Origin of the sequence: Sodalis sp. RH16, from assembly GCF_047324245.1 — a bacterium.
Taxonomy (GTDB): domain Bacteria; phylum Pseudomonadota; class Gammaproteobacteria; order Enterobacterales; family Enterobacteriaceae; genus Acerihabitans; species Acerihabitans ligni.
In genome coordinates this window covers 5,266,125-5,288,228 of sequence record NZ_CP178737.1, presented here as the reverse complement: position 1 = coordinate 5,288,228, position 22,104 = coordinate 5,266,125, and the positions used below count along the sequence as shown (strand labels likewise).

Annotated in this window: 23 protein-coding genes; 19 read left to right on the top strand and 4 right to left on the bottom strand. The window is 56.9% G+C overall.

Translation table 11 applies throughout. The annotated features are described in order from the left end of the window. Positions 1-84: 84 nt before the first annotated feature. The 8 genes from ACL2XJ_RS24245 to flhA all read left to right on the top strand — a co-directional run bounded on the left by ACL2XJ_RS24245 (position 85) and on the right by flhA (position 9,917). Positions 85-1,779 carry a methyl-accepting chemotaxis protein gene (locus ACL2XJ_RS24245; RefSeq protein ID WP_413724783.1) on the top strand — a complete coding sequence of 565 codons (1,695 nt, stop codon included), beginning with the start codon at positions 85-87 and terminating at the stop codon, positions 1,777-1,779. 41 nt (positions 1,780-1,820) lie between these two features. Beyond that, positions 1,821-3,440, top strand: coding sequence for a methyl-accepting chemotaxis protein (locus ACL2XJ_RS24240; RefSeq protein WP_413726957.1), 1,620 nt, complete (start codon positions 1,821-1,823; stop codon positions 3,438-3,440). Positions 3,441-3,473: 33 nt separating this feature from the next. After that, positions 3,474-4,334 carry a protein-glutamate O-methyltransferase CheR gene (gene cheR, locus ACL2XJ_RS24235; RefSeq protein WP_203521152.1) on the top strand — a complete coding sequence of 287 codons (861 nt, stop codon included), beginning with the start codon at positions 3,474-3,476 and terminating at the stop codon, positions 4,332-4,334. After that, positions 4,331-5,377: a protein-glutamate methylesterase/protein-glutamine glutaminase gene (locus ACL2XJ_RS24230; RefSeq protein WP_413724782.1), complete on the top strand. Its 1,047-nt coding sequence runs from the start codon at positions 4,331-4,333 to the stop codon at positions 5,375-5,377. Before cheR ends, ACL2XJ_RS24230 begins: the two co-directional genes overlap by 4 nt. 38 nt (positions 5,378-5,415) lie before the next feature. Further along, the gene (gene cheY, locus ACL2XJ_RS24225) at positions 5,416-5,805 is read left to right on the top strand and encodes a chemotaxis response regulator CheY (RefSeq protein WP_203521154.1); all 390 of its coding nucleotides are present in this window, start codon (positions 5,416-5,418) and stop codon (positions 5,803-5,805) included. A gap of 12 nt (positions 5,806-5,817) precedes the next feature. After that, a complete protein-coding gene (gene cheZ / locus ACL2XJ_RS24220) occupies positions 5,818-6,453 on the top strand; it encodes a protein phosphatase CheZ (protein ID WP_413724781.1) in 636 nt (211 codons plus the stop codon). Positions 6,454-6,691: 238 nt separating this feature from the next. After that, entirely contained in the window at positions 6,692-7,834 is a 1,143-nt protein-coding gene (flhB, locus tag ACL2XJ_RS24215; RefSeq protein ID WP_413724780.1) for a flagellar biosynthesis protein FlhB, read from the top strand. 1 nt (position 7,835) lies between these two features. Then, positions 7,836-9,917, top strand: a complete 2,082-nt coding sequence (gene flhA / locus ACL2XJ_RS24210; RefSeq protein ID WP_413724779.1) for a flagellar biosynthesis protein FlhA — start codon at positions 7,836-7,838, stop codon at positions 9,915-9,917. A gap of 245 nt (positions 9,918-10,162) precedes the next feature. On the opposite strand, the gene ACL2XJ_RS24205 is transcribed toward flhA, so the two are convergent. After that, a complete protein-coding gene (locus ACL2XJ_RS24205; RefSeq protein ID WP_413724778.1) occupies positions 10,163-10,378 on the bottom strand; it encodes a hypothetical protein in 216 nt (71 codons plus the stop codon). 115 nt (positions 10,379-10,493) lie between these two features. Between ACL2XJ_RS24205 and ACL2XJ_RS24200 the strand changes: the two genes are divergently transcribed. Continuing rightward, positions 10,494-10,826 (top strand): flagellar protein FlhE, encoded by a 333-nt coding sequence (locus ACL2XJ_RS24200; RefSeq protein WP_413724777.1) that lies wholly within the window; start codon positions 10,494-10,496, stop codon positions 10,824-10,826. Positions 10,827-10,877: 51 nt separating this feature from the next. Here ACL2XJ_RS24200 and ACL2XJ_RS24195 read toward each other — a convergent pair whose 3' ends face one another. The 3 genes from ACL2XJ_RS24195 to flgA all read right to left on the bottom strand — a co-directional run bounded on the left by ACL2XJ_RS24195 (position 10,878) and on the right by flgA (position 12,476). Further along, positions 10,878-11,321, bottom strand: a complete 444-nt coding sequence (locus ACL2XJ_RS24195) for a flagella synthesis protein FlgN (RefSeq protein WP_413724776.1) — start codon at positions 11,319-11,321, stop codon at positions 10,878-10,880. 12 nt (positions 11,322-11,333) lie between these two features. After that, positions 11,334-11,636: a flagellar biosynthesis anti-sigma factor FlgM gene (flgM, locus tag ACL2XJ_RS24190; RefSeq protein ID WP_413724775.1), complete on the bottom strand. Its 303-nt coding sequence runs from the start codon at positions 11,634-11,636 to the stop codon at positions 11,334-11,336. Between the two features lie 135 nt (positions 11,637-11,771). Next, entirely contained in the window at positions 11,772-12,476 is a 705-nt protein-coding gene (gene flgA, locus ACL2XJ_RS24185; protein WP_413724774.1) for a flagellar basal body P-ring formation chaperone FlgA, read from the bottom strand. Positions 12,477-12,745: 269 nt separating this feature from the next. Between flgA and flgB the strand changes: the two genes are divergently transcribed. From flgB to flgK, 10 genes are all read left to right on the top strand, one after another. Beyond that, the gene (gene flgB, locus ACL2XJ_RS24180; RefSeq protein WP_413724773.1) at positions 12,746-13,159 is read left to right on the top strand and encodes a flagellar basal body rod protein FlgB; all 414 of its coding nucleotides are present in this window, start codon (positions 12,746-12,748) and stop codon (positions 13,157-13,159) included. A 3-nt stretch (positions 13,160-13,162) separates the two neighbouring features. Beyond that, positions 13,163-13,567, top strand: coding sequence for a flagellar basal body rod protein FlgC (gene flgC, locus ACL2XJ_RS24175; RefSeq protein WP_413724772.1), 405 nt, complete (start codon positions 13,163-13,165; stop codon positions 13,565-13,567). 12 nt (positions 13,568-13,579) lie between these two features. Continuing rightward, positions 13,580-14,257: a flagellar hook assembly protein FlgD gene (gene flgD, locus ACL2XJ_RS24170; RefSeq protein ID WP_413724771.1), complete on the top strand. Its 678-nt coding sequence runs from the start codon at positions 13,580-13,582 to the stop codon at positions 14,255-14,257. A gap of 62 nt (positions 14,258-14,319) precedes the next feature. Further along, positions 14,320-15,564 (top strand): flagellar hook protein FlgE, encoded by a 1,245-nt coding sequence (gene flgE, locus ACL2XJ_RS24165; RefSeq protein WP_413724770.1) that lies wholly within the window; start codon positions 14,320-14,322, stop codon positions 15,562-15,564. Between the two features lie 19 nt (positions 15,565-15,583). Further along, entirely contained in the window at positions 15,584-16,342 is a 759-nt protein-coding gene (locus ACL2XJ_RS24160) for a flagellar basal body rod protein FlgF (protein ID WP_413724769.1), read from the top strand. A gap of 21 nt (positions 16,343-16,363) precedes the next feature. Further along, positions 16,364-17,146 carry a flagellar basal-body rod protein FlgG gene (gene flgG / locus ACL2XJ_RS24155; RefSeq protein WP_413724768.1) on the top strand — a complete coding sequence of 261 codons (783 nt, stop codon included), beginning with the start codon at positions 16,364-16,366 and terminating at the stop codon, positions 17,144-17,146. A 242-nt stretch (positions 17,147-17,388) separates the two neighbouring features. After that, entirely contained in the window at positions 17,389-18,051 is a 663-nt protein-coding gene (locus ACL2XJ_RS24150) for a flagellar basal body L-ring protein FlgH (RefSeq protein WP_413726956.1), read from the top strand. 16 nt (positions 18,052-18,067) lie between these two features. Beyond that, entirely contained in the window at positions 18,068-19,195 is a 1,128-nt protein-coding gene (locus ACL2XJ_RS24145) for a flagellar basal body P-ring protein FlgI (protein ID WP_413724767.1), read from the top strand. Further along, positions 19,195-20,190, top strand: a complete 996-nt coding sequence (gene flgJ, locus ACL2XJ_RS24140; RefSeq protein WP_413724766.1) for a flagellar assembly peptidoglycan hydrolase FlgJ — start codon at positions 19,195-19,197, stop codon at positions 20,188-20,190. Before ACL2XJ_RS24145 ends, flgJ begins: the two co-directional genes overlap by 1 nt. 218 nt (positions 20,191-20,408) lie before the next feature. After that, complete coding sequence (flgK, locus tag ACL2XJ_RS24135) at positions 20,409-22,085, top strand: flagellar hook-associated protein FlgK (protein WP_413724765.1); 1,677 nt, start codon at positions 20,409-20,411, stop codon at positions 22,083-22,085. Positions 22,086-22,104: the final 19 nt, after the last annotated feature.

Here is a 22,104-nt window from a genome sequence, read left to right as displayed (position 1 = left end):
AGATGACGGGTATATGCAATTAGCGATAAAGTTTGCCTGCCCCCTGCCGATAAAAATAACACCAGGTGTAGTGGGACTTCAGGCATGTTTAACCGAATAAAAGTTGTTACCGGCTTAGTTCTTATATTGATCATTTTTGGTTTATTGCAAATCTCATCGGGAGGCGTGTTTTATCGCTCGCTAAATAAAGATCAACAGTATTTTGATATCTATCAGAATATCCGTAAGCAGCAAACCTCTCTCAGCGCAAGCTGGGTGGCGCTGATACAAACCCGCAATACCTTGAACCGCGCGGGCATACGTTTTCTGCTGGATGCCAACAAGATGGGCAGCGGCCCGACGGTGACCGAACTCTTGACGGAAGCCCAGGGAACCCTGACCCGCTCTGAACAGACCTTCGCCGCTTTTGCGGCTATGCCCCCGGTTGCCGGGCAGGATGAAGGCACGCTCAAGTCGCTTAAGCAGCAATATGACCTGCTGCATACCGCGCTGGCGGCGCTGAATACCAGCCTGAGCGGCGGCGATATCAATGCATTTAATGCCCAGAGTACGCAGGATCTGCAAAATAAATTCGAGGATTATTATAACCGGTTTCTGGCGGGTAATATCCAGCTGTACAACGATGCGGTGGACAGCAGCAACCAGGCTTATACCCAGTCCATCAGCGTTTTGGCGGGAGTATTGGTTTTGGTGGTTTTGATCTCCCTGCTGGTTTGGTTGGGTATCCGCCGCCTTCTGCTGCATCCGCTGAATTATCTCATTAAACATATCCGCGGTATCGCCGATGGGGATTTAACCCATGAGCTGGAAGTGCAAAGCCGTAACGAGATGGGAAAACTGGCGGAAAGCCTGCGGGATATGCAGCAATCGCTGGCCGGCACGGTACAATCCGTGCGCCTGAGCGCCAACACCATTTACAGCGGCGCCACCGACATTGTCGCCGGCAATAACTCCCTTTCCTCTCGTACCGAACAGCAGGCTTCCGCACTCGAGCAAACCGCCGCAAGCATGGAACAGCTTACCGCTACGGTAAAACAGAACGCCGAGAATGCGCGCCAGGCTAAACAGCTGGCGTTGAACGCTTCCGAAACCGCGCAAAAGGGCGGCAAGGTGGTGGATAACGTGGTGAAGACCATGCATGAAATTGCCGGCAGCTCGCAGAAAATCGCCGATATTACCGGCGTGATCGACGGTATTGCCTTCCAGACCAATATCCTGGCGCTCAATGCAGCGGTGGAAGCGGCACGGGCCGGTGAACAGGGCCGGGGATTTGCGGTGGTGGCCGGTGAAGTCCGCAGTCTGGCGCAGCGCAGCGCCCAGGCCGCGAAGGAAATCAAGGGGCTTATCGACGACTCGGTGAATCGGGTGGATGTGGGGTCGACATTGGTGGAAAGCGCGGGTGAAACCATGTCGGAAATCGTTAACTCGGTGACCCGCGTAACCGACATCATGGGAGAAATTGCTTCTGCTTCAGATGAGCAGAGCCGTGGCATCGATCAGGTGGGGGAAGCGGTGGCCGAAATGGATCGCGCCACCCAGCAAAACGCTGCCCTGGTGCAGCAGTCCGCCGACGCCGCCGCGGTACTGGAAACCCAGGCCGGGCTATTGACCCAGGCGGTTTCCGTCTTCAGCCTGGCTGATAACACGGCGCCGGCGGAAGGGAACGCGCAAGCAGACGCCCCTCGCCCCGTTCCCCCCGCCGGTCCGGCCAAAACCCCGGCCCGGACGCCGATAAAAACGCTTGAAGCAACGTCTCAGGAAAATTGGGAAACCTTTTAATTACGCATTGTATTAGTTAAAAAACCAGCAAGAGGTTAATGATGTTAACGCGTATTCGGATTTCCACCAGCCTGATCATGATTGTCCTGATCTTTGGTTTAATGCAATTGTTAAGCAGCGGACTCTCCTTTGAAGCATTCAGACACAGCAAAGAAAATTTCACTCACGTTGAGACGGACAACCTGAAACGGAATTCCCTGAGTCTGAGCTGGACGGAAATATTGCAGACCCGTAATTCCCTCAACCGGGCCGCCACCCGCTTTGCGTCCTATACGCCGTTGGAGCAAATTACACCGATTATGGACGAGGCTAAACGGACCCTTGCCCATTCACAAACGGTGTATAAGGAATTTAACGATTCACCGGTAAGCAACGATACGGAACGAGCGCTGCGCGCCCAGACCGCCAAACGTTTCAATGAATTGATCGGCGCGCTGAATGATGCGGTGGGCATGCTGGATAACGGTAATGTCCAGGCCTTTATGGCGCAGCCGACCCAACAATTCCAGGACGCTTTTGAGCAGCAGTATACTGCCAACATGAATTATCTCTCCGGCGTCATTGCCGATTCCGGTGACGACAATCTCCATGCCTACCGGCTGTCCGGCTGGATACTTGGCGGGGTTACCGGGGTTACCCTTGTCCTTATCCTGCTGTCCCTGGTATGGCTGAAAAATATGCTGCTGCGCCCGCTGGCGGTGATGAGCGGGCATTTTAACGCCATCGCCGGCGGCGATCTGGGCAATCCCATCGTCGCGAGCGGACGTAATGAAATCAGCCGGCTGTTCCATCAGTTGGAAGCCATGCGCGACGAACTGGCGAAAACGGTATACGCCGTACGCGAGGGAACCGATTCCATGCTGAGCGGTATTCAGGAGATAGCCAGCGGTAATAACGACTTATCGTCTCGTACCGAACAGCAGGCGGCATCGCTGGAAGAGACGGCCACCAGCATGGAGGAGCTGACTTCCACCGTGAAACAAAACGCCGAAAACGCCCGTCAGGCCACGCAATTGGCCCGGGATGCTTCCGCCACCGCCCATAAGGGGGGCGAGCTTACCGGCAACGTGGTGCAGCGCATGGCGGACATAGCCACCAGCTCACGTAAAATCAGCGATATTACCAGCGTTATCGACGGTATTGCCTTCCAAACCAATATCCTGGCGCTGAACGCGGCGGTGGAAGCGGCGCGGGCCGGCGAGCAGGGCCGGGGATTCGCGGTAGTGGCGGGAGAAGTACGCAGTCTGGCGCAGCGCAGCGCCCAGGCGGCCAAGGAAATCAAGGGATTGATTGACGAATCCGCGTCACGGGTGCAGCAGGGGTCCGAACTGGTGGCCTCCGCCGGCAATACCATGGACGAGATTGTCCGCTCGGTAAGCCGCGTCACCGATATTATGGCTGAAATCGCCTCGGCCTCGGATGAGCAGAGCCGCGGTATCGACCAGGTGGCCGCCGCCGTGAATCAGATGGACGCCGCTACCCAGCAAAACGCGTCGCTGGTGGAACAATCCGCCGCCGCCGCCGGGGCTCTGGAGTCGCAGGCGGAATCCCTGATGCAGGCGGTACGCGTTTTCAGACTGCAGCATCATGACCAGCAGGAAGACGCCGGCGAGCAGCAGGCAGTGGATCTCATTTCCCGTCCCATCGGGCAATCAACCTAAGCCCGGCGCAAGCATGGCTCAATGAGAAAGCGTATGCCTAATCAGGCTGAAAATGCCGCACCATGGTCAAATTTGGCACTTCCTGTGCCCTTATCCGATGCGCATTTCCAGCGCATCTGCCAGTTGATATATCAGCGGGCCGGCCTTGTCTTGGCCAGCCACAAGCGGGAGATGGTTTACAACCGCCTGGTGCGGCGGTTGCGCACCCTTGGGATGTCCGATTTCGGCACCTATCTGGCGCGTCTGGAAGCTGACGCCAACGGTGAAGAGTGGGAGGTGTTCATTAACGCCTTGACCACCAACCTGACCGCTTTTTTTCGCGAGCTGCACCATTTCCCGATCCTGGCGCGCCACGCCAAGGAGCGGCCGGGGGCCTACAGCGTCTGGAGTACCGCGGCCTCCACCGGCGAGGAGCCTTACTCCATTGCCATGACGCTGTTGGAAACGCTGCCGGGTTCCCTGAGCCAGGTGCAGGTCATCGGCAGCGATATCAATACCCAGGTGTTGGAGAAGGCCCGGGCCGGGGTTTATCGCCATGAGGAGCTGCGGGGGCTCAGTACCGCGCACCGGCAACGGTTTTTCCTGCGTGGTACGGGTCCCCATGACGGTCTGGCGCGGGTTCGTCCGGAAGTGAGCGCGCTGGTGCGTTTTCAGTACCTGAATCTCCTGGCCTCGGACTGGGCCCTGCCGGGTCCTTTTGACGCTATTTTTTGTCGTAATGTGATGATCTACTTCGATAAAGTGACCCAGGAGCGGATCCTGCGCCGTTTTGCGCCGCTGCTGAAACCCGGTGGCCTGCTGTTTGCCGGCCATTCGGAAAATTTCAGCCAGATCAGTGATGACTTCAAGCTGCGCGGACAGACGGTCTATCAGCTGACTAAGGAAAGAAGATGAATAAAATCAGGGTGCTGTGTGTTGATGATTCCGCATTGATGCGTCAATTAATGACTGAAATCATTAATGGTTTTCCCGATATGGAAGTAGTGGCAACCGCCCCTGATCCCCTGGTGGCGCGGGAACTGATTAAAAAACTCAATCCGGCGGTATTAACGCTGGATGTGGAAATGCCGCGCATGGACGGGTTGGATTTTTTGGAAAAGCTGATGCGCCTGCGGCCGATGCCGGTGGTGATGGTGTCATCCCTCACCGGCCGCGGATCGGAAATTACCCTGCGGGCGCTGGAGCTGGGCGCGATAGATTTTGTCACCAAACCGCAAAGCGGCCTGCGTGACGGCATGTTGGCCTACAGCGAATCCATTGCCGAAAAAATCCGCACCGCCGCCCGCGCCCGTTTGCCCAAACGGCAGGGGGGCAGCGCGCCGGCGGTGCTGAACGTTCCGCTGCTGAGCAGTGAAAAATTGATCGCCATCGGCGCGTCCACCGGCGGTACGGAGGCCATCAGGCATGTGCTTGAACCGCTGCCCGCCACCAGTCCGGCGCTGCTCATCACCCAGCATATGCCCCCCGGATTTACCCGATCCTTCGCCGAACGCTTGAATAAGCTGTGCCAAATCACGGTAAAAGAAGCGGAAGACGGGGAACGTATATTACCGGGACATGCCTATATCGCCCCCGGCGCGCGGCATATGGAGCTGGCGCGCAGCGGCGCCAATTACCAGATCCGACTGCACGACGGCCCGCCGGTAAACCGGCATCGCCCGTCGGTGGATGTGCTGTTCAAGTCGGTGGCGCAATACGCCGGTCGTAATGCCGTCGGCGTCATCCTGACCGGCATGGGCAACGACGGCGCGGCCGGGCTGCTGGCCATGCGCAATGCCGGCGCCTATACCCTGGCGCAGGATGAAGCCAGCTGCGTGGTATTCGGCATGCCCCGGGAGGCTATCGCCATGGGGGGCAGTAACGAAGTCGTGCCGTTACATCAAATGAGCCAACGGATGATGACCCAGATAAGCGCCGGCCAGGCATTACGTATTTAGCGACCCGATAGCGGGCAATATTGATAACAGGAGTAGGTATGGCTGATAAAGAACTCAGGTTTCTGGTGGTGGACGACTTTTCGACAATGCGTCGCATCGTTCGTAACCTGCTGAAAGAACTGGGCTTCATTAACGTGGACGAAGCTGAGGATGGCATTGATGCCCTCACCAAGCTGCGCGCCGGCAACATCGATTTTGTCATTTCCGACTGGAATATGCCGAATATGGACGGTCTGACATTGCTGAAAAGTATCCGCCAGGACGGAGCCCTGGCTTCGCTGCCGGTGCTCATGGTCACCGCGGAAGCCAAAAAAGAGAATATCATCGCCGCCGCCCAGGCGGGGGCCAGCGGTTATGTGGTGAAGCCCTTTACCGCGGCCACGCTTGAAGAGAAGCTGAATAAAATATTCGAAAAGTTGGGGATGTAATCAGGAGAGAGTATGAATAATACACCAGCCATGCCGAACGCCAGCGCCACGGATCTTATTGCCCGCATCGGGCAATTGACCCGCATGTTGCGGGATAGTCTGAAGGAATTAGGTCTGGATCAGGCTATTGCCCAGGCTGCTGAAGCCATTCCCGATGCCCGTGACCGGCTGGATTATGTAGTGCAGATGACCGCTCAGGCGGCTGAACGGGCGCTTAACAGCGTCGAGGCGGCCCAGCCCCGGCAGACTGAAATGGAAAAGGGCGCCAGGACCCTGACCACGCGGTGGGACGATTGGTTTGAAAATCCTATTGAACTGGCGGATGCCCGTGAACTGGTGACCGATACCCGCCGTTATCTGAAAGAAGTGCCTGACCATACCGCTTTTACCCATAAGCAATTGCTGGAAATCATGATGGCGCAGGATTTTCAGGATCTCACCGGCCAGGTGATCAAGCGCATGATGGATGTGATCCAGGAAATCGAAAAGCAGCTGCTGATGGTGCTGTTGGAGAATATGCCTGAGCCGGTTCAGGCCAAACGCGCCAGCGACGGTTTGCTTAACGGTCCGCAGCTCGATCACAGCGTCGACGGAGTGGTGGCCAATCAGGATCAGGTGGACGACCTGCTTGACAGCCTCGGTTTCTGACAGGTTCTGACGAGCGTCTCGGTCGGGCGGGAAAACCACGCCCGATTCGACCCCATCAGCACGATTTCCCTTTAACAGGTTTGCCGCACGTTAGGCGATAGCGGGCTTACCGCGCTGTCCAGGCGCGGCTATCCGTTAAATAGCCCCCCCTTTAGCCCGTTGTTCACGCCATAAGATCGGGGCGTTTTTGTCATGCTATACAGCGAATTTGCATGCCAAGGGCTGACCGGGACAATTGATGGCGGACGACAGCGATCTGGAAAAAAGCGAGGCGCCCACCGCCCACCGATTGGAGAAGGCCCGCGAAGAGGGGCAGATTCCCCGATCCCGTGAATTGACCTCGGTGCTGATGCTGCTGGCCGGGCTGGCCATACTGTGGATGGGCGGCGAATCATTGGCCCGCCAGCTGGCGGCGATGATCGCGCAGGGAATGCGTTTTGACCACGGTATTATCAGTGACGATCGCAATATTCTGTTCCAGGTCGTCTCGCTGCTCAAGCAGACGCTATGGGCGCTGCTGCCGGTGTTTATCGGCCTGGTGATTATGGCCTTGGCTGCGCCGACGTTGCTGGGCGGCATTATGTTTAACCCCGGATCGATTAAATTCGATCTGGCCAAGCTCAATCCGCTGCCGGGACTCAAACGCCTCGTCTCCTCCCAGTCCCTCTCTGAATTGTTCAAAGCCGTCTTAAAATCACTGCTGGTGGGGTGGGTGACCGGATACTATCTCTGGTATCACTGGCCGCGCATGCTGCATCTGGTGATGGAACCGCCGGTAACGGCCATGGGCGATGCGCTGAAGCTTATCGCCGTTTGCCTGCTGATGATTATCTTGTCCCTTACCCCAATCGTGGCATTTGACGTGTTTTGGCAAATATGGAGCCATAACAAAAAGCTGCGCATGAGCCGTCAGGACATTCGGGACGAGTTCAAGGAACAAGAAGGCGATCCCCATGTCAAGCAGCGCATTCGCCAGCAACAGCGCGCCTTGTCTCGCAGGCGCATGATGAGCGATGTGCCGAAGGCGGATGTTATCGTCACCAACCCCACCCACTATGCCGTGGCGCTGCGTTATGAAGACGGTAAAATGAGCGCGCCGAAGGTCATTGCCAAAGGGGCGGGAGAAATTGCCTTGCGCATTCGCGAATTAGGGGAAAATTACCGTATTCCGACGCTGGAAGCTCCGCCGCTGGCCCGAGCGCTCTATCGGCACTGCGATATCGGCCAATCGATCCCGACCACGCTCTATGCCGCCGTGGCTGAAGTGCTGGCCTGGGTTTACCAGGTGAAACGCTGGCGCCGAGAAGGCGGATTGATTCCAAAATCACCGACACATTTACCGGTGCCGGCGGCACTGGATTTTGCTCACGAGAAAGAGTGACATGGCTTACCTGATAGCGTTATTACGATTGCCCGGCGACATCAAATCCATCCAATGGCAAATATTGGCAGGTCCGGTATTGATCTTGATGATCTTGTCGATGATGGTGCTGCCTTTGCCGCCCTTCGTCCTGGACCTGTTGTTCACCTTTAATATTGCCCTGTCGATTTTGGTGCTGCTGGTGGCGATGTTCACCAAACGTACGCTGGAGTTCGCCGCGTTCCCCACCATATTGCTGTTTTCCACCTTATTGCGCCTGTCTTTGAATATCGCCTCTACCCGTATCATTTTGCTGCATGGTCATACGGGTACCGCGGCGGCAGGACGGGTGATTGAGGCATTCGGCCATTTTTTGGTGGGCGGTAATTTCGCCATCGGTATCGTGGTATTCATTATCCTGGTGGTGATTAACTTTATGGTTATCACCAAGGGGGCGGGGCGGATCGCGGAGGTTGGAGCGCGATTTGTCCTCGACGGTATGCCGGGCAAGCAAATGGCCATTGATGCCGATCTTAATGCCGGACTTATCGCCGAGGCCGAGGCAAAAAACCGACGCAGCGAGGTGGCGCAGGAAGCGGACTTTTACGGTTCAATGGATGGCGCCAGTAAATTTGTCCGCGGCGACGCCATCGCCGGCTTGTTGATCATGGTGATCAACCTAATAGGCGGTTTGCTGGTGGGGATGATTCAGCACGGCATGGCCTTGGGCGACGCCGCCTCGAGCTATACTTTGCTGACCATTGGCGACGGACTGGTGGCGCAAATCCCGGCGCTGGTGATTTCCACCGCCGCCGGGGTCATTGTTACCCGGGTGGGCACCAACGAAGATGTCGGCCAGCAGATGGTCGGCCAATTGTTCAACAACCCGAAAGTCATGGTGTTGTGTGCCGGCGTTCTGGGATTGCTGGGCCTGGTGCCCGGCATGCCGAACATGGTGTTTTTGCTGTTCACCGCCATGTTGCTGGGTCTGGCCTGGTGGTTGCGGGGTAAAATCACCACCGAGCCGGCGGCCGGGGCCCTTCCCGCCAAGCGCGACGACGCCCAGGCTAAGGAGGCCAGTTGGAATGATGTCCAATTGGAGGACCCGCTTGGCATGGAGGTGGGGTACCGATTAATCCCTATGGTGGATTTTCAGCAAAATGGCGAATTATTGGCCCGTATTCGCAGTATCCGGAAAAAATTCGCCCAGGAGACCGGCTATCTGCCGCCGGTGGTGCATATCCGCGATAATCTGGAGTTACAGCCCGCCAGCTACCGGATCCTGCTCAAAGGCGTTGAGATGGGACATGGGGAAGCCTATCCCGGGCGCTGGATGGCGATTAATCCGGGTAGCGCGGTAGGAGAGCTGGCGGGGGATAAAACCCAGGACCCGGCCTTTGGTCTGCCGGCGGTCTGGATTGACAGCGCCCTGAAAGAACTGGCGCAGACCCAAGGCTATACCGTGGTGGAAGCCAGCACCGTGGTGGCCACCCATCTTAATCACCTGATCAATTTACATGCCAGCGAACTGTTGGGCCGGCAAGAGACCCAGCAGTTACTGGATCGGGTAACCAAGGATATGCCCAAGCTGACGGAAGATTTTATCCCCGGAGTGTTGACGCTGACCATCTTCCACAAGGTACTGCAGAATTTGCTGGCGGAGAATGTGCCGATCCGCGATATGCGCACCATTATCGAAACCCTGGTGGAACATGCGCCGATTCAAAAAGACCCGGCTGAATTAACCGTGGTGGTGCGGGTTGCCCTGGGCCGGGCCATAACCCAGCGCTGGTTCCCAGGGGAGAGCGAAATACAGGTTATCGGTTTGGATCTGGCGCTGGAACGGGTGTTATTGCAGGCACTGCAAAATGGCGGCGGTCTGGAGCCCGGCATGGCGGATCGGGTATTGGCCCAGGCCAGAGAGGCGCTGCAAAAACAGGAAAGCCTCAACGCGCCGCCGGTATTATTGGTTAATCACAGCCTGCGTCCGCTGTTGGCCCGTTTCCTGCGCCGCACGCTGCCGCAGCTGGCGGTACTGTCCAATCTGGAAGTGAGCGACCAACGACAGATCCGCATGACCTCCATGCTGGGGGGAAGCAAGTGACGGATCGGCAATGGTGCGCATACCGCATCCGCGAACGCCGGAACCGCACGGCCTTTGCCGGGCGGAAGCATACGGCAGGCGACCGTTGCCGCAACAGGGCTTCACTAAGGCCCGGTCCGGACGCCGGACCGGGGTACCGGGATGAAACTTAATAAAACGCCATGCCATCATTCAAGGCATCTGCTTTTTTTATTTTACTCGATTTTGTTCCTCTTGCCGCAGCGAGTCGCGGCGCAGGAGACGAATCAGCAACTGCCGCCGGGTATCAAGGCGCTGGTGAGTAACGGCAGCAGCACAAACACACTGGCCGCAAAATCACCTTTATCCGGAACCGCAAAATCGACCTTGTCCTCCGCCCTGGCCGCTAAATCACATCCAATCTTATCCGCCACCGGGTCCGCCAAAGCAGGCCTGCCCCCCGCCTTGACCTCAACATCAACGTTGGATTCGACATTAACCACCTCTTCGCCCCCGACAGGCGCCGCCGTTGCCCCCAAGCGACATCCGATCTCATGGGCAAAAGGCATCATGTCAATAGAGCGCAGCGCTGACGGGGGGTGGTCCGCAGAAGGGCATATGTTGATATTGAGTCAGCGCGGGTATGTTAAAAGCAGTCCGCCGATGCGTCCGCTAAGCCATCTGCCCGCCGCCGCGCAGGTGACGTCGGTGTATTGGCGGATTAACACGGACGGCGCGTTGCCGCCGGGAGTGTCCATGATGATTTGCATGCCGGGTAAATGCTTGCCGCTGGATGGGCTGGCGGGACGAAGCGATGCCCTGGCCGGTATACCGGCGGATAATCCGCTGGTGCTGGAGCTCAATATGGCGGGCGGCGGCGCTATCGTCCCGCCGGTAATGCTGAAATCCTACCAGATACAGGTGAATTACCGCACCGGGACGATACGCTAAAGCATGCGTTAAACGCTACGCAACAAGCGGTATGCACTCAATAAGGTGGGTCTACACGCTGAACTTGCGGCCGAGAATATAGCCGCCCTGGGCTTGTCCGTCCGGTCCGTAAAGGCGCTGGCGGGATTGATATTCTTCCAGTACCGCCATGATTTGCCGGTTTTGTTGCATATGCTGATTCAACAACATACCGTTACGTGTATTGCTGCGATGTAAACTTGCGGTCAATTGGGTAATGGTCTGCCATAACTGATGCAATTCCGGATAGCTGCTGTAGGGAGGAGCTCCTGCGCCCAAGGATTGCGCCGCCTGTTTCCGTAGCCCGTCCGCATATTGCAGGGTCGCCAACTGCTCGTTTTTATTTTCCGTCACGCGATGCAATAGGGCAGAATTCACCTGACCGGCGCTAAGCAAACGCTGTTCTTCTATCAAAATCAATTCCAGCTGTTGCAGGATGCCTAGCATTCGGCTGCAAAGTTTTTCCAATTCGTTCATGGGTTTGCTTATTTATTCCGGGTCATTCAGCATCTCTTGTGTCTGGCTGATGAGCGCATCGGCTATTTTACCTGTATCCACTTTTAACTCGCCGTTGCGGATGGATTGTTTTAGGCTTTCTACCTTTGCGCTATCAATATCCAGGCTGCTTGACTGGCGCAAGCTGCTTTGGGCGTCGCTGAGATTAACCTGGGTCTCTTCGCCGGTGGCCCCCGTACTGCCGGTCGCTTTGTTTTTTTGCGGCTGGAGAGTACCTATTTCTGAACCCTGTATCGGGGTCAGCGGGGTGATTGGACGGGTACTATCAATACTCATACAGCCTCGCTTATTGCCATGTTTTGTAATACTGTTGGATTGCTTAGAGTTATCGGTCTTAGTAAGGGAAACTTTAATGTTTTATAGCGTTACCAGAGAATAATAAATATAGCATTTATTCATAACAATGCGTGTTCATAAGCCCATCCGGACGCTGCCGTCGGGCATCAGCCGGCCGTTGACTACCTGGCCGGAATCCATGCGTACTTGCAAGGCATCGTTAACCGCCGCGTTATTCATCGCCTTGCCGGTGCTTCGTATGGCAAAACCCTCGCCCTGAGCCGACACCTGTACCGGCTGGCCCATCTTTATTAGCCAAGGTCGCCGCAACATGGCGGCGGTGAGGGGCTGGCCGCTGCCGATGGCTCTTTCGGCGACGCTGCCGGTCGCCCAGAGCTTGTCGGTTAACGGCAGCGAAGAGAGCAGATCCAACCGTCCGGTTTGCCAGGCGATATCATCCGCCGACAAGGTCTCGTTGCCGGAGATGGGCCGTGCGGCCACCAGGTAACGATCGGTCACTTCAACCTCAGCCTGCAGATAACGCTTTTGCGTGCCGCAGACCACGGCGATACTGATATTGCCCCAAACACGATTGCGGGAGGGCAGTGAAAACTGCGGCGCCTCGCAATCCGGTCGTTGTCTGGCGGGAGTTTTAACCACTACCGCTAAAGAGACCGGCGGAGTGGCAAATTGCCTTTGCATAAACGTGGTTAATTGATCGGTTAATGGATCCGCCGCACTGATCGCCGAGAACAGCAGCAGGCAAATCGCCGTAAGTTCCCGGCAGCGAAAGGAAGCAAGTCGATGCCGCGGAGCTTGGCCGTTTTTGGCCGGGGTCATAGAACTTATTAATTGCCGGCCGTCACTGTTGACACCTGCATCAAATAGTTTGATTACGCTCACGTCTTGCCTCTGATCGGTTATTTCGCCTGAAGGTTGCCGCGTCGCTCATATAACGCGTCAATGCGATCGGGCAATCATAGTGTACTGATTCCTTTTCCGGCCAATGGCGAAAATAGCGCTGCAATTAATGCTTATTCCGACGATAGGTAAGAGGGTGTTGCGTCTAAGCTGACATCCAATAATTATCACTGTCTCGCGGAAATACCATGCTTGATAAACTCGATGCCGCCCTGCAATTCCAGCAGGAGGCCCTTAACCTGCGTGTTCAGCGCCAGGATATCCTGGCTGCCAATATTGCCAATGCAGATACCCCTGGTTATCAGGCGAGGGATATCGATTTCGCCAGCGAATTAAAAAAAGCCCTGACACAGGGCCGAGACAGCGGTAGCGGACTCTCTTTAACCACCACCTCTCCCCGTCACATTGAGGCCTCCGGCGCAGGTGAATCTTTCAGTCAATTGCTTTATCGCGTGCCGGATCAGCCTTCTCTTGACGGCAATACCGTCGATATGGACAGGGAAAGAACCGCTTTTGCCGACAACAGCCTGCAATATCAAACCAGCCTGACGGTATTGGGCGGCCAGATTAAAAACATGCTCGCTGTCCTACAGGATTCATAAGCCATGAGTATGACCTCCATTTTCGATATTTCCGGTTCGGCTTTGACCGCCGAATCGCAGCGTATGAACGTGGCCGCCAGTAACCTGGCCAATGCCGACAGCGTTACCGGACCGGATGGCCAACCCTATCGAGCTAAGGAAGTGGTTTTTCAGGTGGCGGCGCCCGCCGGACAGGAGATTGGCGGCGTACAGGTCAGCGGCGTAGTGGAATCACCGGCGGCGGACAAATTGATCTATGAACCGGGCAATCCGTTGGCCGACGGTAATGGCTATGTCAGGATGCCGAATGTGAACGTGGTGGATGAAATGGTCAACAGCATGTCGGCATCGCGCAGCTATCAGGCCAACGTCGAAGTGTTGAATACCGCTAAAACTTTAATGCAAAAAACCCTGACATTGGGCCAATAACCGGAGGATCGAATGGGCGTCTCAGTCAGTCTTAATGACCCGGTGGACAACACGCAAGTTACGAATACCAGCAGCACCGGTGACAGCAGCGCGGATTTGCAAAATCAATTTTTGACCTTGTTGGTGGCGCAAATGCAAAACCAAGATCCCACCAACCCGATGGACAATTCCCAGCTCACCAGCCAGCTGGCGCAAATCAGCACCTTGAATGGTATTGAGAACCTCAATACCACTCTGGGTTCCATTTCCGGACAAATCAATACTTCCCAGTCGCTGCAGGCCGATACGCTGGTGGGGCATGGGGTAATGATTGACGGGACGTCCATTCAGGTAGGCAGCGACAGCTCCACGACGCCCTTCGGCATCGAGCTTGATTCCGCCTCAGCCAATACCACCGTGACCATCAGCGACTCCACCGGCAAAGCGGTTCGTACGGTACAGCTTGGCGCGGTAGGCGCGGGCGCGCACAGCTACACCTGGGACGGTACCGACGATTCAGGCACGGCAGTGGCGGCGGGCAATTATACCGTGTCGGCAACCTCAACCTCTTCCAGCGGCGGCACGGTGGTAACCACGCCGCTGGAGTACGCGGAAGTATATGGCGTAAGCACCGACAGCAGCGGCGCAACGGAATTGAATCTCGGTCTGACGGGTAATGTCACCCTCGATAAAATCGTCCAAATCATTTAACCGGTAACCGGCACAAGTGCCCGGTCGCGGCATGCCTGCCGTTATCACCACAGGAGAGTATTATGGGTTTTGCACAAGGTGTCAGCGGGCTAAATGCCGCCTCCAGCAATCTTGATGTGATCGGCAACAATATCGCTAACTCGGAAACCACCGGTTTCAAGGCCGGCACCGTCTCGTTTGCCGATATTTACGCCGGTTCCCAGGTGGGGTTAGGGGTGCAGGTCACTGGAGTGACGCAGGATTTCAGTGACGGCTCGGTGAATTCCACCGGTGAAGGGCTGAATGTCGCCATTTCCAATAATGGCTTTTTCCGGGCGGTGGACTCCAGCGGCACGGTGTATTACACCCGCGACGGTGATTTCCAATTGGATGACAATCGCAACCTGCTCACCAGCACCGGCATGAACGTGACCGGGTATCCCGTCAGCGGCACGCCCCCCACCGTTCAACAGGGCGCCACGCCGGTGAATCTGAGTATCCCTCTGACCGGCATGTCGGCTACCGCCACCACCACCGCCACCATGGCGCTGGATCTGGATTCCGACTCCACCACGATTGACACAACCGCGACTCCGTTTGACGCCAATGATTCCTCCACATACAGTTTCTCCGAGCCGTTGACCACCTATGACAGCCTGGGCAATCCGCATAATATCAGCCTGTATTTTACCAAAACCGCGGACAATACCTGGGATGTTAAAGCCGTGGACGGCAGCGTTTCCCCCGCCTCGCAACAGGATCTCGGCACCCTGAAATTTAATACCAACGGCACGCTGGACACCGCTGACTGTACCGATGCCGCCGGCGATGCTAATGGCGGTATCAGTACCATTAGCATGGCCAGTCTGGACGGTTCCGCAGCCTCCACTTTCACGCTTAACTTTGCCGGGAGCCAACAGCAATACAACTCCGCCAGCAGCGTCAGCGCCCAGAATGCCACCGGCTACCCCGCCGGTGATTTGACTAAATATACCATTAACGACGACGGAACCATTACCGGCACCTATTCAAACGGTCAGACCCAACTGCTGGGTCAGATTGTGCTGGCCAACTTCGCCAACCCGCAGGGCCTGACTTCCGACGGCAATAACGTCTACAGCGCCACCTCCGCGTCGGGCCCGGCGGTACTCGGCACCGCCGGCACCGGTAATTTCGGCACCATGACCAGCGGCGCGCTGGAAGGCTCCAACGTCAATCTCAGCAACGAGCTGGTGGATTTGATCGTCGCGCAGCGTGATTACCAATCGAATGCGCAGACCATCAAGGCGCAGGATACCATCATGCAGACCCTTGTCAGCATGAGCTGATAGCCCGGACGGACTCACCATGGATCACGCAATTTATACCGCAATGGGCGGGGCCAGCCAGTCACTTGAACAGCAGGCCATTATTAGCAACAACCTGGCTAATGCCTCCACCACCGGGTTCCAGGCCCAACTGTCGGCCATGCGGGCGGTACCCATCCAGGGAGAGACCTTGCCGACGCGTACGCTGGTGGTGGCCTCAACCCCCGGCACGCTGACCACGCCGGGGCCGCTGGACTACACCGCGCGACCGCTGGATGTTGCGGTGCAGGATCAGGGCTGGCTGGCGGTGCAGTTGCCCAATGGACAGGAAGCCTATACCCGCAACGGCAATATCCAAGAGGACAATACCGGCCAATTGCTGATCCAGGGTTATCCGGTGGTGGGACAAAACGGACCGCTGGTGGTGCCTACCCAGGCGTCCCTCACCGTGGCGGCCGACGGCACGGTGTCAGCGCTGGGGGCCGGGGATCAGCCCAATACCGTCGAAGAGGTGGGACAGCTGAAGCTGGTCAAACCCACCGACGGTCAATTGGTGCGCGGCGATGACGGTCTGTTTCATTTGACCGCCGCCGCCGCGGCGCAGGTGGGCCAAGCCTTGCCGGCGGACAACACCGTCAAGGTGATGCCGGGGGTACTGGAAGGCAGCAATGTGAATACCGCTGAATCGCTGGTGGACATGATTGGCACCGCGCGACGCTTTGAAATGCAAATGAAGGTGATTTCCGACGCTGATGATAACGCGGATAAAGCCAACGAACTGTTATCGGTGAGCAGTTAAATTACTCGGGAGTACCAACGGATGATCCGTTCACTATGGATTTCCAAAACCGGTCTGGACGCTCAGCAGACCAACATGGATGTTATTTCTAACAACCTGGCTAACGTTAGCACCAACGGATTCAAGGCCCAACGGGCGGTGTTCGAGGACTTACTGTACCAGACCGTGCGCCAGCCCGGCGCGCAATCCTCTGACCAAACCACGCTGCCCTCCGGCCTGCAACTAGGCACCGGGGTCAGGCCGGTTTCCACCGAGCGGCTATTCAGCCAGGGAAACCTGCAACAGACGTCCGAGTCCAAGGATTTGGCCATCAACGGTCAAGGGTTTTTCCAGGTACTGCTGCCGGACGGCACCACGGCCTATACCCGCGACGGGTCGTTTCAGGTGGATGCCAACGGGCAATTGGTGACCTCCAGCGGCTATACCATTCAGCCGGCCATTACCATTCCGGCCAATGCACAAACTATTACCGTCTCCCGCGACGGGGCGGTGAGCGTGACCGTTCAGGGGCAAACCAATGCCCAGCAGGTGGGACAACTGACCTTAAGCAACTTTGTCAATAACGCCGGGCTGGAAAGCCTGGGTGAAAATCTTTATCAGGAAACCGAAAGCTCGGGGGCGCCAACGGAATCCAATCCCGGCCAAAATGGCGCCGGTTTGCTTTATCAGGGCTACGTGGAAACCTCCAATGTCAACGTGGCCGAAGAGCTGGTGGATATGATTCAAGTGCAGCGCGCTTATGAAATCAACAGCAAAGCCATAACCACTTCCGACGATATGCTTGAAAAGCTGACTCAGATGTAATGGCTGAACAAAGCGGGATTGCCAACCGCGTTTTTGCGATAGAGCGGCGCTAGTGCGGCGGTTGTCTTGGAATAATTCACGGCGATCATGGTCAGATAAAGTGACGCTGTAACATATGCGCGTCTCTGGTGGGTATGTCTGCCGATCAGGACGCAACGGGCCTTATGAAACAAAAAGAGACGATTTTCACCACGCCGCCGCGCGGGGCGCGATGCGACGGTTTATCCACGACGGGCGCCTTTATGGCGCTGGCCGTGCTGATATTGGCCGGGTGCGGCTCACACCACGAAACTCTGGTGCAGGGGCAGACCACCGCGCAGCCGGCACCGGCGTCGGTGCCGGTGGCCAACGGTTCGATTTTTCAATCGGTACAGCCGATGAACTACGGCTACCAGCCGTTATTTGAAGACCGCCGTCCGCGCAATGTCGGCGATATTCTGACCATTACCCTGCAGGAAAATGTCAGCGCCAGCAAGAGCTCCACCGCCAGCGCCGATCGGGCGGGCAGCGGTACCCTGAAAGTCACCACGGCGCCGACGGCATTGAATGGCCTGATAGGCAATGGTAAAGCGGATGTCAATACCAACGGCACCAATGACTTCTCAGGTAAAGGGGGCGCCACTGCCCAGAATACCTTTACCGGCACGATCACGGTAACCGTTGACCAGGTCATGTCAAACGGCAATCTGAGGGTGGTGGGCGAGAAACAAATCGCTATCAATCAGGGAACGGAGTTTATCCGTTTCTCGGGCGTGGTTAACCCGCGCACCATCACCGGCGATAACTCGGTACTGTCGACGCAGGTAGCGGATGCCCGGATCGAATATGTCGGCAAAGGTTATATCAATGAAGCGCAGGAAATGGGTTGGCTGCAACGCTTTTTTCTTAAATGGTCGCCTTTTTAAACAGGTAACGATAAGCATGTGGATTTCAGCCTTGATATTTTCCCGGCGCTACCGTGGGATTTTTTTGCTGGCGCTGACGGTGCTGGCCACCCCCGCCGGCGCGGAACGGTTAAGGGATCTGGTGGATATCCAGGGCGTGCGGGGGAATCCGCTGATTGGGTACGGGTTGGTGGTGGGTCTGGATGGCACCGGTGATCAGACCACCCAAACGCCGTTCACCACCCAAAGTCTGACCAATATGCTGTCGCAATTGGGCATTACGGTCCCCACCGGCACCAATATGCAGCTTAAGAACGTTGCCGCCGTGATGGTGACCGCCAATTACCCGGCCTTTGCCCGCGCCGGGCAAAATATCGATGTGGTGGTGTCATCCATGGGGTCGGCCAAAAGCCTTCGTGGGGGTACCTTATTGATGACGCCGCTAAAAGGCGCGGATAACCAGGTCTATGCGCTGGCGCAAGGCAACCTGCTGGTGGGCGGGGCGGGGGCCTCATCCGGCGCCAGCCGGGTGCAGGTCAATCAGCTGGCCGGGGGGCGCATTAACGATGGTGCCGTCATCGAGCGGGAACTGCCCAACACGTTCGGCAGCAGCCGTCTGCTTACGCTGCAATTGAAACAGGAAAATTTCAGCCTGGCGCAGCGGGTCAGCGATACCATTAACGGACAAGGGGGCATGGGTTTGGCCAGAGCTGTGGATGCGCGCACCATTGAATTGCAACTGCCCGCCAATAATAGCAGCCAGGTACGTTTCCTATCGCAAATCGAAGATATCAATATCGATATCGGTGAAATAGATGCCAAGGTCATCGTCAATTCACGCACCGGGTCAGTGGTGATGAACCGCAACGTGATGCTGGAAAACTGCGCTGTGGCCCAGGGTTCCCTGTCGGTGGTGGTAGATAACCAGCAAAACGTCAGCCAGCCGGATACGCCGCTGGCGGGAGGACAAACGGTGGTGACCCAGCAAACGCAGATTTCGGTCAACCAGGGTGGCGGTTCGTTGAAAAACGTCAGATCCAGCGCCAATCTCAGTAGCGTGGTGCGCGCGTTAAATGCCTTGGGCGCGACGCCAAACGACCTGATGTCCATCCTGCAAGCCATGCACAGCGCCGGGTGTTTACAGGCCTCACTGGAGATCATCTGATGCGGGTGAATGACCCGGTCGATCCCACCTCCGCCGCCTATGACGCCAATTCATTGGCAAAGCTGCATACTGCCGCGGCACAGTCATCTCCGCAGGCGCTTAAGGCCGTGGCGAAGCAGGTGGAGGGGCTGTTTGTGCAGATGATGCTCAAGAGCATGCGCGAGGCGTTGCCAAAGGGCGGATTGACCGACAGCAGCCAGGCTGATCTCTATACCAGCCTCTACGATCAGCAAATGTCCCAGCAGATGTCTTCAAAAGGCCTGGGGCTGGCGGATATGATGGTCAAGCAACTGAGCCGCAACGGCAGCGGACCGGACGATGCCGGGGTCGCCGCCGCCGGGGACTCCGCCAAGGCGGCGCCGATGGATATGACCATCGTCCATGGTCACGCCGCCGGCAGCGTGGCCTACAGCCCTTGGTCGATGCCGGGGGGATCCTATCAACAGGGACAGCGCCAATCCCGGCAGGGTGAAGAATCCGGCAATAACACCGCCGGCGGACAGGGTTTTACCGACAAGCTCACCATACCGGCCATGGTCGCCAGTCAGCAAAGCGGTATCCCGCACCATCTGATTTTGGCCCAGGCGGCGCTGGAATCGGATTGGGGACGGAGGGAAATCCCCGCCGCCAACGGCCAGCCCAGTTATAACCTGTTCGGTATCAAAGCCTCCGGCGATTGGCATGGTAAAACCACCAGCGTGATGACCACGGAGTATCAAAACGGCCAATCGGTTAAGGTCATGCAGCGCTTTCGCGTGTATGACTCCTACCTGGACGCCATCAAGGACTATGTCCATGTGCTCACCGATAATCCCCGTTATCGCGAGGTGGTGAACGCCGTTCAGCCTGAAGCGGCCGCTTACGCATTGCAGCGGGCGGGTTACGCCACCGATCCCGACTACGGCGCCAAGCTGGTGCAGATCATCAGTCAGTTGAAGAACGCCGCCGCCCGCGGGGCATCCGCGTATACCCGCGATATCGGCGGGCTGTTTTAGCGCCGCCGTGAAATCACAGCAAGCAGCCACTGCCGGCCACGATTTTTTTTTCCGACACTCAAGTTTGGCCCGGCCGGGACGATATAACAAAAAAGGGTGTGGCGGATTGCCGCGATTGAGAACGGCGCTATAAACCCTGGATAGTTCGGCTGAGGGATACCTACGTACCCACAGCTTGAAGTATGACGGGTATACGCTCCCCGGAATAAGGAAAAACGATGTCCAGTTCATTAACCAATATAGCCGCCAGCGGTATCCAGGCTGCGCAGATTGCTTTGAATACGGTGGGGAACAATATCTCCAATGAGCCGGTTGCCGGCTATAACGAGGAAAAAACCCAGCTTTCCGAAAGCCTGGGATCCGGGTTGAGCGGTAATGGCGTGACGGTCACCGGAGTGACCCGGGTATATGACTCGCTGGTGGTGAGTCAGTTGCAAACCGCGTCGGCCACTGCCGATGCCACTACTACTTATTACAATCAGGTGTCTCAGATAGACGATATGCTCTCTACCAGCGATACCGATTTGTCCTCGGCGATGAGTACATTTTTCACCAGCATCCAATCGATGAGCAGCAACGCCTCTGATACCTCCGCGCGGCAAACCGTCATCGGCAGCGCCGGCAGCATGGTGGATCAGTTCCAAAGCGCCGCTACCTATCTGCAAAGCATGGGTACGTCGGTGAATCAGCAGGTGAGCACCAGCGCGGCTGAAATCAATAATTACACCAAGGAAATCGCCAGCCTTAACAGCGAGATTGTCAGCTCCGGCGGCAGCCAGGCGCCCAATTCCCTGCTGGATCAAAGGGATGAGCTGGTAAGCGAACTCAACGGTATCGTCGGCGTGACCTCCAGCGTGCAGGATAACGGCTCCGTCAATCTGACCTTTGCCAACGGCATGACGCTGGTGCAGGGCAGCAGCGCCTATCAGGTGCAAGCGGTGCCCTCCAGCGCCGATGCGTCTAAAACCGTTCTGGCCTATGATCGGGGAACCGGCACCCCGGTGCAGATTAATGATGCCAGTATCACCACCGGCAGCCTCGGCGGGCTACTGTCGTTCCGGGACGGGGCACTGACCGATGCCACCAACGCACTCGGCCAGTTGGCCCTAAGCCTGGCCAGCAATATGAATCAAACCAACGAGGCGGGGGTCGATTTGAACGGTGACGCCGGCAGCGCGTTTTTCACTTATGCCGATCCTACCGTTACGGCCAATAGCAAAAACAGTGGCACTGCTCAGGCCTCCGCCACTTATGACGGCGACAATACCGACCAGGTGCAGGCCAGCCAATATCAGGTCAAGTACGTTAACGGCAACTGGCAGGTAACCCAAAGCAGTACCGGCACTGTCCTCGCCGCGGCCGATGTCCAGCAGGTTACCGATAGCACCACAGGGGTTACGACCTTGACCTTTGACGGGTTGAACGTGGCCGTAACCGGTACGCCGGCCAACAACGACAGTTTTACCGTCGATCCGGTGTCCAATGTGATCGGCAGCATGAAGGTGGCGATTACCGACCCGGGGGATATCGCCGCCGGCCTGCCTGATGATGACGATGACGGCACCGAAACCGGCGCCAGCGATAACCGCAATGCCGAAAACATGTTGGCGCTGCAAAACGACCAGATCGTCGGCGGTTCCGCCACCCTGAGCACCGCCTATGCCACACTGGTAAGCAATGTCGGCACCGAAACCAGCAATGCCGAGGTCACCAGCACCGCCCAGGCCAATATCGTTACCGCGCTGACCAATCAGCAGCAATCGTCATCCGGTGTCAACCTTGATGATGAATACATTGATTTGACGCGCTATCAACAATATTACCAGGCCAATGCCCAGGTGATTTCCACCGCCAGCGACTTGTTCAACTCATTGTTATCGGCGGTGGCAGGTTAAGCGGCCGTCCGCTTTTTTC

Bases quoted from the DNA above. Each gene is read 5' to 3' on its own strand.
- ACL2XJ_RS24245 (WP_413724783.1), top strand. From the start codon at position 85: ATGTTTAACCGAATAAAAGTTGTTACCGGCTTAGTTCTTATATTGATC.
- ACL2XJ_RS24240 (WP_413726957.1), top strand. From the start codon at position 1,821: ATGTTAACGCGTATTCGGATTTCCACCAGCCTGATCATGATTGTCCTG.
- cheR (WP_203521152.1), top strand. From the start codon at position 3,474: ATGCCTAATCAGGCTGAAAATGCCGCACCATGGTCAAATTTGGCACTT.
- ACL2XJ_RS24230 (WP_413724782.1), top strand. From the start codon at position 4,331: ATGAATAAAATCAGGGTGCTGTGTGTTGATGATTCCGCATTGATGCGT.
- cheY (WP_203521154.1), top strand. From the start codon at position 5,416: ATGGCTGATAAAGAACTCAGGTTTCTGGTGGTGGACGACTTTTCGACA.
- cheZ (WP_413724781.1), top strand. From the start codon at position 5,818: ATGAATAATACACCAGCCATGCCGAACGCCAGCGCCACGGATCTTATT.
- flhB (WP_413724780.1), top strand. From the start codon at position 6,692: ATGGCGGACGACAGCGATCTGGAAAAAAGCGAGGCGCCCACCGCCCAC.
- flhA (WP_413724779.1), top strand. From the start codon at position 7,836: ATGGCTTACCTGATAGCGTTATTACGATTGCCCGGCGACATCAAATCC.
- ACL2XJ_RS24200 (WP_413724777.1), top strand. From the start codon at position 10,494: ATGTTGATATTGAGTCAGCGCGGGTATGTTAAAAGCAGTCCGCCGATG.
- ACL2XJ_RS24195 (WP_413724776.1), bottom strand. From the start codon at position 11,321: ATGAACGAATTGGAAAAACTTTGCAGCCGAATGCTAGGCATCCTGCAA.
- flgM (WP_413724775.1), bottom strand. From the start codon at position 11,636: ATGAGTATTGATAGTACCCGTCCAATCACCCCGCTGACCCCGATACAG.
- flgA (WP_413724774.1), bottom strand. From the start codon at position 12,476: ATGACCCCGGCCAAAAACGGCCAAGCTCCGCGGCATCGACTTGCTTCC.
- flgB (WP_413724773.1), top strand. From the start codon at position 12,746: ATGCTTGATAAACTCGATGCCGCCCTGCAATTCCAGCAGGAGGCCCTT.
- flgC (WP_413724772.1), top strand. From the start codon at position 13,163: ATGAGTATGACCTCCATTTTCGATATTTCCGGTTCGGCTTTGACCGCC.
- flgD (WP_413724771.1), top strand. From the start codon at position 13,580: ATGGGCGTCTCAGTCAGTCTTAATGACCCGGTGGACAACACGCAAGTT.
- flgE (WP_413724770.1), top strand. From the start codon at position 14,320: ATGGGTTTTGCACAAGGTGTCAGCGGGCTAAATGCCGCCTCCAGCAAT.
- ACL2XJ_RS24160 (WP_413724769.1), top strand. From the start codon at position 15,584: ATGGATCACGCAATTTATACCGCAATGGGCGGGGCCAGCCAGTCACTT.
- flgG (WP_413724768.1), top strand. From the start codon at position 16,364: ATGATCCGTTCACTATGGATTTCCAAAACCGGTCTGGACGCTCAGCAG.
- ACL2XJ_RS24150 (WP_413726956.1), top strand. From the start codon at position 17,389: ATGGCGCTGGCCGTGCTGATATTGGCCGGGTGCGGCTCACACCACGAA.
- ACL2XJ_RS24145 (WP_413724767.1), top strand. From the start codon at position 18,068: ATGTGGATTTCAGCCTTGATATTTTCCCGGCGCTACCGTGGGATTTTT.
- flgJ (WP_413724766.1), top strand. From the start codon at position 19,195: ATGCGGGTGAATGACCCGGTCGATCCCACCTCCGCCGCCTATGACGCC.
- flgK (WP_413724765.1), top strand. From the start codon at position 20,409: ATGTCCAGTTCATTAACCAATATAGCCGCCAGCGGTATCCAGGCTGCG.